Origin of the sequence: Kumtagia ephedrae (genome assembly GCF_003012745.1) — a bacterium.
Classification (GTDB): Bacteria; Pseudomonadota; Alphaproteobacteria; order Rhizobiales; family Rhizobiaceae; genus Kumtagia; species Kumtagia ephedrae.
This window is the reverse complement of record NZ_PXYK01000020.1, coordinates 1-16125: the sequence shown is the minus strand read 5'-3', so window position 1 is coordinate 16125 and position 16125 is coordinate 1. Positions and strand designations below refer to the sequence as shown.

15 protein-coding genes are annotated in these 16125 nt (G+C 67.5%); 6 read left to right on the top strand and 9 right to left on the bottom strand.

Translation table 11 applies throughout. The features are described 5' to 3' along the window. Positions 1 to 2: 2 nt before the first annotated feature. Complete coding sequence (locus C7I84_RS19545; RefSeq protein ID WP_245428506.1) at positions 3 to 1733, bottom strand: PAS domain S-box protein; 1731 nt, start codon at positions 1731 to 1733, stop codon at positions 3 to 5. An 84-nt stretch (positions 1734 to 1817) separates the two neighbouring features. After that, the gene (locus C7I84_RS30100; protein ID WP_165816139.1) at positions 1818 to 1985 is read right to left on the bottom strand and encodes a hypothetical protein; all 168 of its coding nucleotides are present in this window, start codon (positions 1983 to 1985) and stop codon (positions 1818 to 1820) included. 42 nt (positions 1986 to 2027) lie between these two features. Here C7I84_RS30100 and C7I84_RS19540 point away from each other — a divergent pair, with 42 nt between their 5' ends. The 5 genes from C7I84_RS19540 to C7I84_RS19520 all read left to right on the top strand — a co-directional run bounded on the left by C7I84_RS19540 (position 2028) and on the right by C7I84_RS19520 (position 8378). Continuing rightward, on the top strand, positions 2028 to 3161 hold the full coding sequence (locus C7I84_RS19540; protein ID WP_106773900.1) for a glycosyltransferase family 4 protein: 1134 nt from the start codon (positions 2028 to 2030) through the stop codon (positions 3159 to 3161). Then, a complete protein-coding gene (locus tag C7I84_RS19535) occupies positions 3145 to 5310 on the top strand; it encodes an amylo-alpha-1,6-glucosidase (protein WP_106773899.1) in 2166 nt (721 codons plus the stop codon). Before C7I84_RS19540 ends, C7I84_RS19535 begins: the two co-directional genes overlap by 17 nt. A 310-nt stretch (positions 5311 to 5620) precedes the next feature. Then, positions 5621 to 7150 (top strand): alpha,alpha-trehalose-phosphate synthase (UDP-forming), encoded by a 1530-nt coding sequence (locus C7I84_RS19530; RefSeq protein ID WP_245428504.1) that lies wholly within the window; start codon positions 5621 to 5623, stop codon positions 7148 to 7150. Next, entirely contained in the window at positions 7147 to 7944 is a 798-nt protein-coding gene (otsB, locus tag C7I84_RS19525; protein ID WP_106773898.1) for a trehalose-phosphatase, read from the top strand. The genes C7I84_RS19530 and otsB overlap by 4 nt, the downstream gene beginning before the upstream one ends. A gap of 32 nt (positions 7945 to 7976) precedes the next feature. Then, positions 7977 to 8378, top strand: a complete 402-nt coding sequence (locus tag C7I84_RS19520) for a DUF427 domain-containing protein (RefSeq protein WP_106773897.1) — start codon at positions 7977 to 7979, stop codon at positions 8376 to 8378. A 43-nt stretch (positions 8379 to 8421) separates the two neighbouring features. Here C7I84_RS19520 and C7I84_RS19515 read toward each other — a convergent pair whose 3' ends face one another. Further along, on the bottom strand, positions 8422 to 8604 hold the full coding sequence (locus C7I84_RS19515) for a DUF3606 domain-containing protein (protein WP_106773896.1): 183 nt from the start codon (positions 8602 to 8604) through the stop codon (positions 8422 to 8424). Between the two features lie 67 nt (positions 8605 to 8671). After that, a complete protein-coding gene (locus C7I84_RS19510; protein ID WP_106773895.1) occupies positions 8672 to 8977 on the bottom strand; it encodes a DUF1236 domain-containing protein in 306 nt (101 codons plus the stop codon). 256 nt (positions 8978 to 9233) lie between these two features. Here C7I84_RS19510 and C7I84_RS19505 point away from each other — a divergent pair, with 256 nt between their 5' ends. Beyond that, complete coding sequence (locus tag C7I84_RS19505) at positions 9234 to 10949, top strand: HAD family hydrolase (RefSeq protein WP_106773894.1); 1716 nt, start codon at positions 9234 to 9236, stop codon at positions 10947 to 10949. Between the two features lie 33 nt (positions 10950 to 10982). Here C7I84_RS19505 and C7I84_RS19500 read toward each other — a convergent pair whose 3' ends face one another. The 5 genes from C7I84_RS19500 to C7I84_RS19480 form a co-directional block, all read right to left on the bottom strand. Next, a complete protein-coding gene (locus tag C7I84_RS19500) occupies positions 10983 to 11423 on the bottom strand; it encodes an NUDIX hydrolase (RefSeq protein WP_106773893.1) in 441 nt (146 codons plus the stop codon). A 102-nt stretch (positions 11424 to 11525) separates the two neighbouring features. Continuing rightward, entirely contained in the window at positions 11526 to 12077 is a 552-nt protein-coding gene (locus C7I84_RS19495; RefSeq protein WP_106773892.1) for a DNA-3-methyladenine glycosylase, read from the bottom strand. A gap of 29 nt (positions 12078 to 12106) precedes the next feature. Beyond that, complete coding sequence (locus tag C7I84_RS19490; protein ID WP_106773891.1) at positions 12107 to 12631, bottom strand: PTS sugar transporter subunit IIA; 525 nt, start codon at positions 12629 to 12631, stop codon at positions 12107 to 12109. Between the two features lie 57 nt (positions 12632 to 12688). Beyond that, positions 12689 to 13381 (bottom strand): response regulator transcription factor, encoded by a 693-nt coding sequence (locus C7I84_RS19485; protein WP_106773890.1) that lies wholly within the window; start codon positions 13379 to 13381, stop codon positions 12689 to 12691. 2 nt (positions 13382 to 13383) lie between these two features. After that, the gene (locus C7I84_RS19480; RefSeq protein ID WP_106773889.1) at positions 13384 to 16083 is read right to left on the bottom strand and encodes a sensor histidine kinase; all 2700 of its coding nucleotides are present in this window, start codon (positions 16081 to 16083) and stop codon (positions 13384 to 13386) included. Between the last annotated feature and the right edge of the window lie 42 nt (positions 16084 to 16125).

The following is a 16125-nucleotide window of genomic DNA, read 5'->3' as shown; positions in this document are numbered from 1 at the left end:
CGTCAGGCGTCGCCGTCGTCGCGGGCGACGACGCTGTCCAGCGGCGCGCGCAGCCACCAGGTGATGCCGCTGTCGCCGTACAGGATCTCGCTCGAACCGTTGAGCGCCTGCGGGGTGATCCTTTGCAGCACCACCGAGCCGAAACCGGTCCGCTCGGCCGGCGTGGCGGGCGGGCCGCCTTCCTCGCGCCAGGCAAGCTCCAGATAGTCGATGCCGTCGTCGCCCGGCACGATCTGCCAGTCCACGACGATGCGGCCGCCCTTCACCGAAAGCGCCCCATGCTTGGTCGCGTTGGTGGCCAGCTCGTGGAAGGCGATGCCGAGATACTGGACGGCATTGGGATGCAGCAGCAGCGGCGGGCCCGACAGCGTGATCCGCTCGCTGTCGGCGAAGGGCTTCACCTGCGCCCGCAGCAGCTCGCAGACGGTGGCGCCGCTCCAGTCGGCGCTGACGAGAAGATCGTGCGAGTCCGCCAGCGCCATGATCCGCTCGCGCACCTGAAGCTCGAAGCCGGCCGGGTCGCTGCTGCGCTTGCCGCTTTCGCGGATCATCGCCAGGATCACCGAATACTGGTTCTTCACCCGGTGATTGACCTCGCGCATCAGCACGCGGATACGCCGCTCGCTTTCCTTGTGGCTGGTGATGTCGCGGGCGATCTTGGACGCGCCGACGATCCTGCCCCGCGCGTTGCGGACGGGGGAGATCGTCAGCGAGACCGGAATGAGGGTCCCGTCCTTGCGGCGGCGCATCGTCTCGAAGGTGTCCACCCTTTCGCCGCGCCTGATCCGTTCGATGATCGTCGTCTCCTCGTCCTGCCGGCCTTCCGGAATGAGCATGAGGACGGATTGCCCCACCGCCTCATCGGCGGTGTAGCCGAAAAGCCGCTCGGCGGCGGGATTCCAGCTGGTGATGATGCCGTTGAGGTCCTTGCTGACGATGGCGTCGAGCGAGGATTCCACGATCGCCGCCATATGCATGCCGATATCGGCCGCCTGCTGCTGCTCGCTCACGTCGAGCAAGGTGTTGACGGCGCCGACCAGCGATCCCGCCGCATCGTGCAGGGGCGTTGGGAAGGCGACGAACGGGACGAGCGTGCCGTCCGGCCGCTCGGCGACGGCGCGGCCCCATCGGATCTCGCGTTCTTCGCGCAGCGCCGTGGCCATCGGGCACTGGTCGTGCGCCATCGGCTCGCCGTCGAGGTGGCGGAGCCGCCAGGAACCGCACCACTGGCTTACGCCGATCTCCGGCCGCCATCCCCACAATTCCGCCGACGCTTCGTTGAAGAAGGTAAGCGTGCCGCTCGTATCCGTCGTGTAGACGGCCACGGGCATGGCCTGCAGGATCTGCTGAAGCGAATGCTCGGCCTGCTTGCGGCCGGTGATGTCGTGAAAGCAGCTCACGCCGCCGATCACCTGCCCGGCGCCGTCGAGAAGAGGGTTCAGGTTGGCCTCGACGACGATGCGGCTTCCGTCCGGCCGCTCGAGGCAGAGTTCGCGGGCCCTCAAGGCCTTGCCGGTGGCGAGGAGCTCGGCCATCGGCGAGTCGGCGGGCCTGAGCGGCTTTCCGTCCAGCCCATAGGTCCTGTAGGCGCCGCAATAGGCGTGATGCTCGGCGAGGTCGGGCGAACGCCCCCACAGTTCCGCCGCCAGCTCATTGTAGCGGACGACGCGGCCGGTCGCGTCGCAGGTGTAAATCCCGACGGGAAGCGCCGCCATGAAGGGGTGCCAGCTCAACTGCTCGGTGTCCGGGGGTACTGCTGTCAAAAGGCCTGCCGCTTCGACGGATGCGACTGTCATTCCCGAACCCCCGGCTAAAGATCAACCTTTCGCAACGAAGATCGGTTCGATTGGTTCCATGTCGTCGTGGCCGACCTGGTGGGGATACGCATCGCGGCTCGACTGCCGGCCATGGAACCATCCGCCGCCCGACGGGTTGCACTGCAAAACGAGGCCGTGGAAGCGGAGGCTCGAGCCTGCGGCTTTCATGCGCGCCTCGCATCGATGTTTGAGGGGATAGTCTTGAAACGAATGAAGATCGCCCACGTCGCGCCGCTTTTCGAGGCCGTGCCGCCGCGCCTCTATGGCGGCACCGAGCGGATCGTCTCCTATCTGTGCGACGGTCTCGCCGATCGCGGGCATGAGGTGACGCTGTTCGCCAGCAGCGATTCGGCGACGCGCGCCAGGCTGGCCCCCTGCCGGGAGACGGCGCTGCGGCTCGACCCGCGCCCGCTGACCTCGGCGATCGCGGCGCATCTGTCCATGCTGGACGAGGTGCGCCGGCGGGCCGACGAGTTCGACCTGATCCACTTCCATCTCAGCCATTTCCAACATTTCCCGTTCTTCGAGCATTGTCCGGAAAAGACGGTGACGACGCCGCATGGCCGGCTCGACTACAGCGACCTGCCTGGCGCGCTGGCGCGCTGGCCGGACTTTCCGTTCATCTCGATCTCCCTGAGGCAGCGCCGGCCTCTGCCGGCGGCGAACTGGGTCGGCAATGTCTATCACGGCCTGCCGCTCGCGCATTTTCCTATGCCCCCGCCGAGGAGCAGCTCGACGGAGCCGTATCTCGCATTTCTCGGCCGGCTCTCCCGCGACAAGCGTCCCGACCGGGCGATCGAGACCGCGCGGCGCAGCGGCCTGCCGCTGAGGATCGCGGCCAAGGTCGGCGCGGACGACCGGGCGTATTTCCACGACGAGATCGAGCCGCTGATCGACGGCGAAAAGGTGGTCTATGTCGGCGAGGTCGGCGAGACGGAGAAGGCCGATTTCCTGCAAGGGGCCGCCGCCCTGCTGTTCCCGATCGACTGGCCGGAGCCTTTCGGGCTGGTGGTGATCGAGGCGATGGCGTTCGGCACGCCGGTGATCGCCTGGAACGAAGGCGCCATGCCGGAGATCGTCGACGACGGGGTGAGCGGCTTCATCGTCGATTCGGTGGATGCGGCGGTGGCTCGCGTCGGCGAACTCGGCAGGCTCGACCGCAACGAGATTCGCGCCGTGTTCGAGCGGCGCTTCTCCGCCGAGCGCATGATCGACGACTACGAGGCCGTCTATGCGTTGCTGCTCGCGGATTCCGCCGCGTCGCCGCAAGCACGCCCCCGGCCGTTTGGCCAAAACATTGCCGCATCGCGGGTGAATGGTAGCAGGCATGCCCCACCAGAATGAACGCCAGCTCGACCCCGCAATCGCCCTTTCGGCTCTCGATGAAGCAACGCCCCGCGACCCGCACCGGCAGTTCGCGCTGAAGCACGAGGACTGCTTCATGGTCACCGACGCGCATGGCGACGTGCGCGGCGTCGGCGACGGGTTCTTCCGCAACGACACGCGCGTGCTGTCGCTGCTCAGGCTCACTGTCGACGGGCAGGTGCCGTCGCTGCTCGGCGCGTCGCTGTCGCAGGACAACATCCTGTTCACGGCGAACCTGACGAACAGGACATCGAGAGGTCCCGGAAACGAGGAGACGCCGCAGGGCGTCGTCCATATCCAGCGGACGCGGCTGCTCTGGCAGGACCGCATGTACGAGCGGATCGCGCTCTCCAATTACTGGGGCCGCACCGTCCGGCTGCGGCTGCGCATCGAGTTTGGCGCCGATTTCCGCGACATGTTCGAGGTGCGCGGCACGCACCGCAGCAAGCGCGGGCGTTTCCTCGACGCCGACATCGCCGAAGGCACCGTCACCTACGCCTATGAGGGCCTGGACGGCGTGCTGCGCAAATCCGTCATCAGCTTTTCGGCGCGGCCGGAGACGCTCTCGGCCGGCGCCATCGAATTCGCCATCGAGATCGCTCCGCGCGGCCGCGAGAAGCTGTTCATCGAGGTCGGTGGCGAGCCGACATCGCCGGGCCGGGAGAGTTTTCGGGCGGCGGCGGCACGCGCCCGCTACGCCATGCGCTCGAAGCGCCGCCACGGCGCCACGGTGTTCAGCTCCGGCCGCGTGTTCAACGACTGGCTGACCCGCGCCCGCGCCGACATCGCGCTTTTGACGACGGAACTCGAGACCGGACCCTATCCCTATGCCGGCATACCCTGGTTCTCCACCGCGTTCGGGCGCGACGGCGTGATCTCGGCCATGCAGATGCTGTGGCTCAATCCGGCCCTCGCGCTCGGCGTGCTGTCCTTCCTGGCCCAGCACCAGTCGACGGAGACCTCGGCCTTCAGCGATTCCGAGCCCGGCAAGATCATGCACGAGACCCGCAAGGGCGAGATGGCGGTGCTGCGCGAGCTGCCCTTCGGCCGCTACTATGGCGGGGTCGATACGACGCCGCTCTATCTCTACCTGGCGGCCGCCTATATCGAGCGCACCGCCGACGCGGAATATCTCGAGCGCAACTGGGAGTCGCTGTGCGCCGCGGCGTCGTGGATGGAGCAGGTCGGCCGGCGTGACCCGCACGGCTTCGTCACCTACAAGCGCGGCGCCGATTCCGGCCTTTCCAACCAAGGCTGGAAGGACAGCTGGGACTCCGTATTTCACGCCGACGGGCGCATCCCGCCCGGACCGATCGCGCTGGTCGAGGCGCAGGGCTACGTCTTCGGCGCCTATCAGGGGCTCGCGGCGCTCGCCAAGCGGCGCGGCGAAGCCGACCTCGCCAAGCGCTGGCGCAAGCTGGCGGAACGCATGCGCGCGGCGGTGGAGGATCATTTCTGGATGGAGGAGCTCGGCACCTATGCGCTCGCCATCGACGGCAATGGCGAAAAATGCGCGGTCCGGACGTCCAATGCCGGCCATCTGCTCTATGTCGGCCTGCCGTCGGCGGAGCGGGCGGCGCGCGTGGCGGAACAACTGCTCGGCGCCCGCTTCAACAGCGGCTGGGGCGTGCGCACCCTTGCCGACGACGAGGTTCCCTTCAATCCGATGTCCTATCACAACGGCTCGATCTGGCCGCACGACACTGCCATCTGTGCCGCCGGGCTGGCCAACTACAAGGAACGCGACAGCGTCGTGAAGCTGATGAGCGGCATGTTCGAGGCGGCCGTGCATTTCCAGATGCGGCTGCCGGAGCTGTTCTGCGGCTTCACCCGCTCGCCCGGCGAGGCGCCTGTCGCCTATCCCGTCGCCTGCCTGCCGCAGGCCTGGTCGGCGGGGTCGATGTTCATGCTCATGCAGGCCTGCCTCGGCATCCGGGTCGACGGATGGCGGGGCGAGATCAACATCGACCGGCCGCGGCTGCCGATCGGCATCGACAATCTGACCGTCCGCCGGCTCGCCGTCGGCAAGGCGCAGGTCGACCTTCATTTCCAGCGGGTCGGCGACCGCGTCGTCTGCTATCTCGACGAGCGGCACGAGGGGCTGGCGCCGCTGATCGTCCGCTCGTGACCATTTTTCACGGAACTATTTCGCACTGCAACAGTTTCGGCCTTGTCGACCGGTCTGCCGGCAAAGCTGGAATGAGTGAATGATCCCCGAAAGCGAGGTTGCAGCGGTCGCGTCCTGGAGCGCGATCGGAATAAGTCTTTTCTTGTCGATCATGGCTGTTGGGTTCTCGCTTTTCGTCCTGAGGCGGCGCGCCAATGAGCAGGGGAAGGTGCAATCCCCGCCGATCGCAGTACCCATGGTGGCCACGCCGCCTGCGGCCGACCACAATGGCCAATCTCCCGACGACGGTCTCATCCAATGGTCACCGGACATGCTGCGGCAGGTTCTCGAACGTGAGCTGCCGGACGAGGAGCTGATCGTCGTCTCTAACCGCGAGCCCTATGTGCACGAACGGGTCGACGGCCGCATTAAGCTGCACGTTCCCGCCAGCGGCCTGGTCTCGGCGCTGGAGCCGATCACCCGCACATGCGCCGGCACCTGGATCGCCCATGGCAGCGGCACGGCCGACAGGGACGTCGTAGATCGCAACGATCGTATCGCCGTCCCGCCCGACGACCCGGCCTATACGCTGCGGCGCGTCTGGCTGAGCGAGGAGGAATACAAGGGTTATTATTTCGGCTTCGCCAATGAAGGCCTGTGGCCGCTCTGCCATATCGCCTTCACGCGGCCGATGTTCCGCGCCGCCGATTGGGAATGCTACCAGGCGGTCAACCGCAAGTTCGCCGAGGTGGTGGTCGAGGAGGCCAAGAGCGATCGTCCGATCGTGCTGATCCAGGACTATCACTTCGCCCTGCTGCCGCGGCTGATCCGCGAGAAGCTGCCGGACGCGACCATCATCACCTTCTGGCACATCCCCTGGCCGAACGCCGAGGTGTTCAGCGTCTGCCCATGGCGCGAGCAGATCCTGGACGGCCTGCTCGGCAGCTCGATCGTCGGTTTCCATATCCAGTTGCACTGCAACAATTTCATCGAAAGCGTCGACCGGTTCCTGGAGTCGCGCATCGACCGCGAGGCGGCGGCGATCTCCTATCGCGGCTCGCTGACGGCGGTGCATTCCTATCCGATTTCGATCGAATGGCCCGAGGACGAGGAGGGCCGGGCCGGAGCGGCCGAGACACGGCAAGCCGTATTCCAGCGGCTCGGGCTGCCTGCCGACGTGAAGCTCGCCGTCGGGGTGGAACGGCTCGACTACACCAAGGGCATCCTCGACCGCTTCCATGCGCTCGACGAGTTCTTCCAGCAGCATTCGGACTGGATCGGCCGGCTGGTCTTCCTGCAGGTGGCAGCCCCCAGCCGCGGCACGCTGCCCGCATACCAGCAGCTCTACCGCGAGTGCGTCGAGCTGGTCGACGAGATCAACGAGCGCTACGGCCGCGGCGACTACCGGCCGATCGTGCTGCTCGACCGCCACCACGACCAGGACGACCTTGCCATGCTCTACCGCGCGGCGGATTTCTGCGTGGTCAGCAGCCTGCACGACGGCATGAACCTCGTCGCCAAGGAGTTCGTCGCCGCACGCGACGACGAACTGGGCGTGCTCGTCCTCAGCGCCTTCACCGGCGCCTCGCGCGAGCTGCTGGAGGCCCTCGTGGTCAATCCCTACGATCCGAGCGCCATGGGCGAGGCGTTCTACCAGGCGCTGACCATGTCGGAGGAGGAGCAGCGGGGCCGGATGCAGCGGATGCGCGAGAACGTCAGGGTCAACAACGTCTACCGCTGGGCCGGCAACATGCTGCTCGACGCGGCCCGCCTGCGCAAGCGTGCCGCCCTGGACGAGACGATGGCGAACCAGAATCTTTTCAGAAGCGCGCAGCAACCGATTGGAGCGACGACGGCATGATCCACGGCAACCAGCGGTCCGAAGGTCTTCCGCCCGGAGCCGGCATCGCTCTCTTTCTCGATATCGACGGCACTCTGCTGGAGCACCAGCCGCATCCGGATGCGGTCAAGGTCGATGACGATCTGCGCGCGCTGCTTTCGCAGGCGGCCTCAGCACTCGACGGCGCGCTCGCCTTCGTCACCGGCCGCACCGTCGCCATGGTCGACCGGGTGTTTTCGCCGCTCTCCCTGCCGGCGGCCGGGCTCTACGGGCTGGAGCATCGGCTGACACCCGACGGCCCGATCGAGGCGGCCGACGAGCCGGCGGATATGGCGGCGGTCGCGGACGCGCTCGAGAAGGAGTTCCATACCGCCGAAGGCGTCTATTTCGAGCGCAAGGGTCCCGTGCTGGCGATCCATACACGCGCTGCACCGGCGGTCTTCCCGGCCGTCCGCGCCGCCGCCCAGGCAGCCCTCAGCAGCCTGTCCGAGGGTTATCGGATCGTCGCCGGCAACGCCGGGCTCGAATTTTTGCCGATCGAGGCGCTGAAGAGCGCCGCCATCGCCCGCTTCATGGAGGTCGAGCCGTTTGCCGGACGTGTTCCGGTCTTCATCGGCGACGACGTCGCCGATGAAAGCGGCTTCGAATACGTCAACGACGAGGGCGGCATCTCGATCCGTGTGCGCCCCGCGGGACCGACCGCCGCCAGCGTCACGCTGCCGGACGTCGCCGCCGTCCACCGATGGATCGAGCGGGAGGTTCTCGCCGGCGTGCCCGACGGGGACATGGGAACGGCTTCGGCACGGCGGAGTTGACCGAGAGAGTTGAGACAAACGGGAGAAATCCGATGACCGCCGCATCCCCGTCGCCCAGGCCGCAGGAAATCTCGATCGAGCCCTTTGCCGGCACCGTGACCGCCAGGTTCTCCGACGCGATCATCGCATCGAGCGAACGGGCGAGGGTGCTGTACGAGCCGGGTCACGATCCGGTCTTCTACATTCCCTTCGACGACATCTATTTCGATCTGTTCGCCAAGAGCAACACGGTGTCGCGCTGTCCGATCAAGGGCATGGCCAGCTACTGGAACGTCAGCGCCGTCGGTGACGGCGCCAAGGATGCCATGTGGGCCTACGAGACGCCGAATCCGGTGGCCGTCGGCATCGCGCGCCATGGCGCCTTCGACGAGCGCGTCGTCCGCATCGAAGCCACGCCGATGCCCGACGCGCTGCACGATCCGACGACGCCATAAAACGTCTGGGAATGACCCGAAAATCGGGAGGAATGCGAGGATTTCAGCCTTCCGCCTTGAAGGTTTTGGCGATTTCCATCAGCTTCTTGCGATCTGTTCCATGCCGGCGCACGAGTTCGTGCGCCTGTTTCGGCGACAGATCGGTATTTTCGGCGAGATGACGGATCTCGGCCTGCTCCCTCTCGGTCGCGTCCAGCCCTTCGGCAACGGATTGTCGGTCAGCCATGGTGCCCTCCCGAGCAAGGAACGAGCCGGCCGAAGCAGATCGGCCGGCTCACCAGATGATGTGTGCGTCAGTTCAGGATGTGGACGATCTTGCGGCTCTGCGGTTCGACCAGAACCGTCCGCCCGTCGACCACGACATAACGATACTGCACGTCCGGCACGTCGAGCGTCTGCAGCTCGACGGTCTCGGGGACGGTCGAGCCGATGTTCAACTCCACGCCCGGCAGGTTGACCGAAGCAAGCGGCTGCTTCTTGACGTATTCGCGGATCACCGTCTCCTGTTCGGGCGCGATCACAACGTCCTGGGCGACAGCCGCTCCGATACCCCCGAGCAGGACAAGACCGGCCAGGGCGCTGGAAAGATGCATTCTCATGATGGGCCTCCTTTTGGGTTGGCGAAAGCGCCGCCGCGATGCACGGACGAAGCCCTCAACCCGGGCAAAGCCGCGGCGCATGGTCGCTAACTGCCGAGGCAGGCCGTTGTTCCACCTCGACCGCCGGTGGCCCGAAGCCAGCCGGCCTGGTGGAGGCGCTTTATTTCGCAGTTTGCCGGGAGCCGGCACCGACCTGACGCGTTGAGAGGAACCGGTCCGAACGCGGCCGGCCTCACGGACGCTGCGAGGACCGCCAATGTATTTCATCGCGCTCGCCACCGACTATGACGGGACGCTCGCACATGACGGAATTGTCGGCCGTTCCACCTTCGAAGCCATCCAGCGCCTCAAGGAAACGGGCCGCAAGCTCATCCTGGTGACCGGGCGCGAGCTGCCGGACCTCAAGCGGGTCTTTCCCGAACTCGACATCTTCGACACCGTCGTCGCCGAGAACGGCGCGGTCCTCTACCAGCCCGACAGCGGCGAGGAAAAAACGATCGCGCCGGAACCGCCGGCGGCCTTCGTAGAGGCGCTCGCGGCAAGGGGTGTGCAGCCGCTTTCGGTCGGCAACTCCATCGTCGCCACCTGGGAGCCTCACCAGGCGACCGTGCTGGAGGTGATCAAGGCCCAGGGCCTGGAACTGGACATCGTCTTCAACAAGGGCGCGGTGATGATCCTGCCCAGCGGTGTCAACAAGGCGACGGGGCTCGCGGCCGCGCTCGCGGAACTCGGGCTGTCCGCGCACAATGTCGCCGGCGTCGGCGATGCCGAGAACGACCATGCCTTCCTGCGCGCCTGCGGATGCAGCGTGGCCGTCGCCAACGCCCTGCCGGCGGTCAAGGACACCGCCGACCTCGTCACCGCCGGCAGCCGCGGCGAGGGCGTGGAGGAACTGGTCGCCGCCTTGATGGAACTGGACGCCGATCTCGGGCGCGCGCCGCGCAACGGGCTTCGCATCGGCGTCGACCAGGAGGGTGGCGATATCCAGTTGCGGCCGACGGATTGCGTCCTCATCGCCGGCAGCTCCGGCATCGGCAAATCGACGCTGGCGACCGCCATCACCGAACGATGCGTGGAGGGAAAATTCCAGTTCTGCGTCGTCGACCCCGAGGGCGATTACGACGGCCTGGACGGGTCGGTGAAGGTCGGCGAGCCGACCGCCGTGCCGACGACGAAGCAGGTCTTCGACCTGCTCGCCAAACCCGACACCAGTATCGTCGTCAGCGCCCTGGCCGTGGAGGTGGACAAGCGGCCTGGCTTCTTCGCCGAGTTCCTGCCGAAGCTCGCCGCGTTCCGCGCCCGTACGGCGCGGCCCCACTGGCTGTTCGTCGACGAGGCCCACCACATGCTGCCGAAGCCGCGCGACGGTGCCTCGCTAGCGCTTCCCGGCGAACTGCCGGGCACCATCCTGATCACCGTCCATCCGGAAACAGTGGCGGCGGGCGTCCTGAAGATGGTGACCGCCGTGCTGGCACTCGGGCCCGAGGCGCCGGAGGTCATCCGCACCTTCTGCGGCGTCACCGGGGTGGAGCCGCCGGACGGACTTGCGTCGCCCGATGCGGAGCACGTGCTGTTCTGGCGGCCGGCCGAAGGGCGGCTGCGCCTGGTGAAGCCGGAGATGCCGCGGCAGTCGCGCAAGCGCCATACGAAGAAATACGCCAAAGGCGAGATCGATGAAGCCGGCAGCTTCTATTTCCGCGGGCCCGACAACGCGATGAAACTGCGGGCGCAGAACCTGATGATGTTCATCCAGATCGCGGAAGGGATCGACGACCGCACCTGGGAGCACCACCGGCGGCAAGGCGATTATTCGGACTGGTTCCGCACCCAGATCCGCGACGAGGAGCTCGCGGACGAAACCGCCGCGGTGGAGGTGGACGAGGCGCTTTCGCCGGAGGAGAGCCGGCAGCGGATCGCCGAAGCGATCAAGCGCCGCTATACCGGGCCGGCCGACGCACCGGACGCGGGCTGAGCTACTCGGTACCGTCCGAGCGAGGAACCGGGATCACGGCAGGTCGCGGGCGAGCGATCCGAGACCCGGATGCTCGATCAGCTTCTCGGCCACGGACGGCTTCACCCAGGCACGCTTGCGCTGCCGCTTCTCGGACCAATCCGACAGTTCGCGGCGTACGCGCATCGGGAACATGGTGACGCGGATCGGCGCCACGACGGAACCGAGGCGCTTGCAATATTCATAGCGTCCGATCGCCGAGCCGGCCGGCGTGCCGACCACGCCGGCTTCCTCAAGCGCTTCCCGCGCGGCCGCCTCGGGAGCGCTCTTGCCCTTCATCTTCCAGCCCTTGGGGAACAGAAACCGGCGCTTGCCGCGCGACGTGATCACCATCACCTCGATCTCGCCCTTGCCGGTGACCCGGTACGGCACCGCGCCCACCTGGCGCAGCGATTTCCCCTTTTTCGCGCGTGCCTTGGCCTTCCGCTTGTTCATGACACTCCCCGGGCTGCACTACCCGACCGAACCTGGAGTTCGGGGCTTCGGTTCCCTGCCCGTTTCGTCGAACGGTCTTGTACCGAGCTGCGGTGCGCCGTTTCAGGGCACGAACCGGGCGCTTACGAACGCCGATCCATCCAACCCGAAACGCCATTGCTTCTCGACGGCGCGCGTGATGCCGACGCGGCTTCCCGACGCGACGGGCATCGGTGCCGCCGGCATGCGGAGCTGGAACGGCGGCTGGTCGAGCGGCAGTCCGTCCAGCCGCCCGTCAACCGCCAGCGCCTGGCAGAGCCGTCCCGGTCCGGAGCAGAGCAGGTTTGCACGATCCATGCCCCGGCGGGACTGCATCTCGGCCAGGCCCCAGCGCGGCTCCAGGGCGCGGATCAGGACGGCGCTGCCGGGAATGCAGACGACGTTCAGGCACCAGTGCAGCCCGTAGGAACGGTAGACATAGGCGCATCCGGGCGGACCGAACATGCTGCGATTGCGAGGGGTCTCGCCGCGGTAGCTGTGGGAGGCGGGGTCGTCCGGCTCATAGGCCTCGGTCTCGACGACGATGCCGCCCACGCCGTCGACCAGAAGCTCGGCGCCGATGAGATCCTTCGCAACCGCCAGCGCCGGGCGTCTGCAGAAGCTCGCAAGGCTCATCTCGCATCCCTCAGGAACATGGATGCCGCTCAACGGAGACTGCGCGGCCCGGTTGCACCGGCGACCAGAGATTTTTCACCGAGGCCGGAGCCGGCATCCGCGGCCGTGTCCTCTCCGACGATCGCCCGGTGGAATCGCGCGGCGTCGGCCGCGGCGCGCGCGATCGTCAGCACGTCCGGCTGCCGCAGCCGTCTCGAGATGGCCGCAAGCACGTTGAGATGGGCGGTGCGGTCCCGCGCCGGGGTGAGCAGCAGCACGACGATATCCACCGGCACCTCGTCGATCGACTCGAAGGCGATGGGCCGGGCGAGCCTCGCCGCCAAACCGAAAGGCATGGCGATCTCGCCAAGGGGCGCGTGAGGGATCGCCACGCCGTAGCCTATCCCGGTCGATCCGAGCTTCTCGCGGTTGCTCAGCGCGGCCAGGATTTTCCGGCCGTCGGTGCCGAGCGCCTTTGCCGCCCGCTCGGAAAGCAGTTGCAGCAGCCGGCTCTTCGACGCGGCGGCAAGATCGACGACAGCGTTCTCCGCCCTGAGGACATCGGAGATTTTCATGAAAGCTCTCTCTTGATGCATATCGGGCATGCAGCGGCTCGCCTGTGCCCGGGGACGCTATTCGGCTTCACGCAGCCGGTAACCGACGCCGGTCTCGGTGAGGATATAGTGCGGCTGGTCCGGCACCGCCTCGATCTTCTGCCGCAGCTGGCGGACATAGACGCGCAGATACTGGACATCGGTGGAGCCGCCCCAGATCTGCTCGAGCAGGTGGCGATGCGTCAGCACCTTGCCGGCGTGCTGAACAAGGATGCGCAGGATGTCGTATTCCTTCGGCGACAGCTTCACCTCCCGGTCGCCGACCTTGACGATCCTCCTGACCAGGTCGACCGACAGGTCGCCGGTGTGGAAGACCGGCCGCTCGCCCTGCTGCTGCAGGCGATGGCGCAGCGCCACGCGGATACGCGCGACCAGCTCCTTCATGCCGAACGGCTTTGTCACATAGTCGTCGGCGCCGAGTTCCAGCGCCTTGACGATGCCGGCCTCGTCGGTGCGGCTGGACAGGACGACGATCGGCAGCTCCAGCTTCTCGGCGCGCCACCTGGCCAGCAGGTCGTGGCCGGGAATGTCGGGCAGGCCGAGATCGAGCAGCACGAGATCGGGCCGCTCGTCGCGCATCCGATCGGCGGCCTCTCGGCCGTTGCCGGCCTCGGCGATGGCGTAGCCCTCGGCGCCCAGGCCGACACGCAGCAGCTTGCGGATCGGCGGCTCGTCGTCCACCAGGAGTATCTTCACGTCCGAGGTCGTCATGGTCAGGGCTTCCAGCCTGGTGTTTCGCCGGGGATCGGCATGCGGATGGTGAAGACCGCGCCGGAGCGGTCGGTCCTGTTGCCGGCCGCGATCGTGCCGCCCATCGCTTCGATGAAGCCCCGGCAGATCGACAGCCCGAGCCCGGTTCCGGCCCGCACCTGGTCGCCCTTGCGGACCCGGTAGAAGGTGTCGAACACCCGCTCCAGGTCGGCCGGCGGAATGCCGGGTCCTTCGTCGACCACCTGCAGGAGGACCGCGGTCTCCTCGGCCCAGCCGCGGAGGCGGACGACGGAGCCGGAAGGCGCGTATTTGGCCGCGTTGTCGAGCAGATTGAAGAACACCTGCTCGAACAGCACCGGGTCGAGCCTGAGCATCGGAAGGTCGGCGGGAATGTCGACCTCGGTCCGGTGATGCGCGAGGATCTTGGCGGCCCGCCGCAGCGCCGTGCCGATGACGTCGCCGACGAAATGCAGCGAGCTGTTCGGTTCCATAGCGCCGGATTCGATCCTGGTCATGTCGAGCAGGTTGCCGATGAAGCGGTTGAGCCGTTCGGATTCGTCGACCATGGTGGCGAGCAGGTCGGCGCGATCCGCCTCCGGCATCGATCCCGAATACTCCCGCAGCGTGCCGGCTGCCCCCATGATGGCGGCGAGCGGCGTCTTCAGGTCGTGCGAGATCGAGGTCAGCAGGGCCGAGCGCAGCCGGTCGGCCTCGGCCGCCAGCTTTGCCCGGTCGACGTCGGCGACGAGCTGGATGCGCTCGATCGCCAGGGCCGCCTGGTCGGCGAGCGCGTCGAACAGCCGCTGCTGCTCGGGCGTGAGCAGCGGTCCCTGCCGGTCGTCGTCGAGGCCGACGACGCCGATCGCGGTGCGGCCGGTGCGCAGCGGCAGGTAGAGCCGCCGGGCGCCGGGCAGCGTGTCGGCGCCGCGGCCGGCGGCGCGGTTGTGCTCCCAGGCCCAGCGCGCCGCGGCGATGTCGGCATCGGCCAGGGTATCGTCGGGCGGGTAGCCGGCCTTGACCGCGATGCCGTCATTGTCCGGCATCAGCACGACCACCCGCACCTTCAGCATCGAGGCGATCTGGAAGACGGTCGCCCAGAGCACGTCGTCGAGCGTGCCGGTGCCGGCAAGCTTGCGGCTGAACAGATAGAGGTCCTCGGTGGCGCGCGCCCGCTGCCGGGCCGCCGCCGCCTGGCGCTGCACGCGGGCGGTGAGGTTGCTGGCGACCAGTGCGACGACAAGGAAGAAGACGAGCGCGATCACGCTCTCGGGATCACGTATGTCGAGGGTGTAAAGCGGCTGCAGGAAGAAGAAATTGAAGACGGTGGCGCTGACCAGCGAGGTGTAGAGCGCGGGCCAGAGCCCCACTGTCACCGCCGAGGTGAGCACGGCCATGAGAAAGACCAGCGCGATGTTGCGAACGTCGAGGAACTGGTCGAGCAGGAAACCGACCGCCAGCGCGCCGAGCACGAACACCGTGCTCATCGCATAGGGCCAGACGTCGAAGCGCGTCGGCTGCGGCGCGGTCTTCACGCCGCGCTGGACCAGGCCGGCGTCCTGCTCGGTGCCGGTCGTGACATGCACGCTGATGTTGCCGGCCTGGCGAATCAAGTCGTGGGTGACCGAGCCTTCGAAGATCTCGCGCCAGCGCGGCTTGTCCGGCCGGCCGATGACCACATGGCTGAAATTGTGCGTGGTGGCGTGGTCGACGATCTCGGCGGCGACGTCCTGGCCGGGGATGGTGACGGCCTCGCCGCCGAGCTGCTCGGCCAGCCTGAGCGTCGCGGCGAGGCGGTCCTTGTCGGCATCCGGCAGGCCGGCGGATCGTGAGGTCTCGACATGCAGCGCCGCCCAGGGCGCGCGCAGGCGGTCGGCCTGGCGGCGGGCGTAGCGCACCAGCGAGGCGCCGCGCGGCCGCTCGTCGACGGCGACCAGCACCCGGTCGCCGGCGGCCCATGGGCCGGGGATGGCGTGGGCCTGCATGTGGCTCAAAAGCTGCTCGTCGACACGCTGGGCGGTGCGCCGCAGCGCCAGCTCGCGCAGCGCCGTCAGGTTGCCCGGCGAAAAATAGTTCTCGACGGCGCGCCGGGCCGTGTCGGGAACATAGACCTTGCCTTCATGCAGCCGTTTGATCAGGTCGTCGGGGGTGAGGTCGATGATCTCGACGTCGTCGGCACGGTCGATCACCGAATCGGGCACGGTCTCGCGCACCCTGACCCGGGTGATCTGCGCGACGACGTCGTTCAGGCTTTCGACGTGCTGGATGTTCAGCGTGGTGTAGACGTCGATGCCCTGGCCGAGGAGTTCGAGCACGTCGAGATAGCGCTTGGGGTGGCGGCTGCCGGTGGCGTTGGTGTGGGCGAGCTCGTCGACCAGCACCAAGGCGGGGCGGCGCGCGACGATGGCGTCGAGGTCCATCTCGTCGAGCCAGCGGCCCTTGTATTCGACCGGCCTGCGCGGGACGACCTCGAAGCCCTCCACCAGCGCCTGCGTCTCCTTGCGGCCATGCGTCTCGACCACGCCGATCACCACGTCGACGCCTTCCGCCCGGCGGGCGCGGCCCGACATCAGCATCTCGTAGGTCTTGCCGACGCCGGGGGCAGCACCGAGGAAGATCTTCAGGCGGCCCCGGGTCTCGCGCTCGGCCCGCTCCAGAAGCGCGTCGGGGGAGGGCCTTATATCGGCGTGATCGTCGTCAGGCATGGGAGCGCTCCTGGCCGGTCATGCGACGCTGGCGGCGGCAGG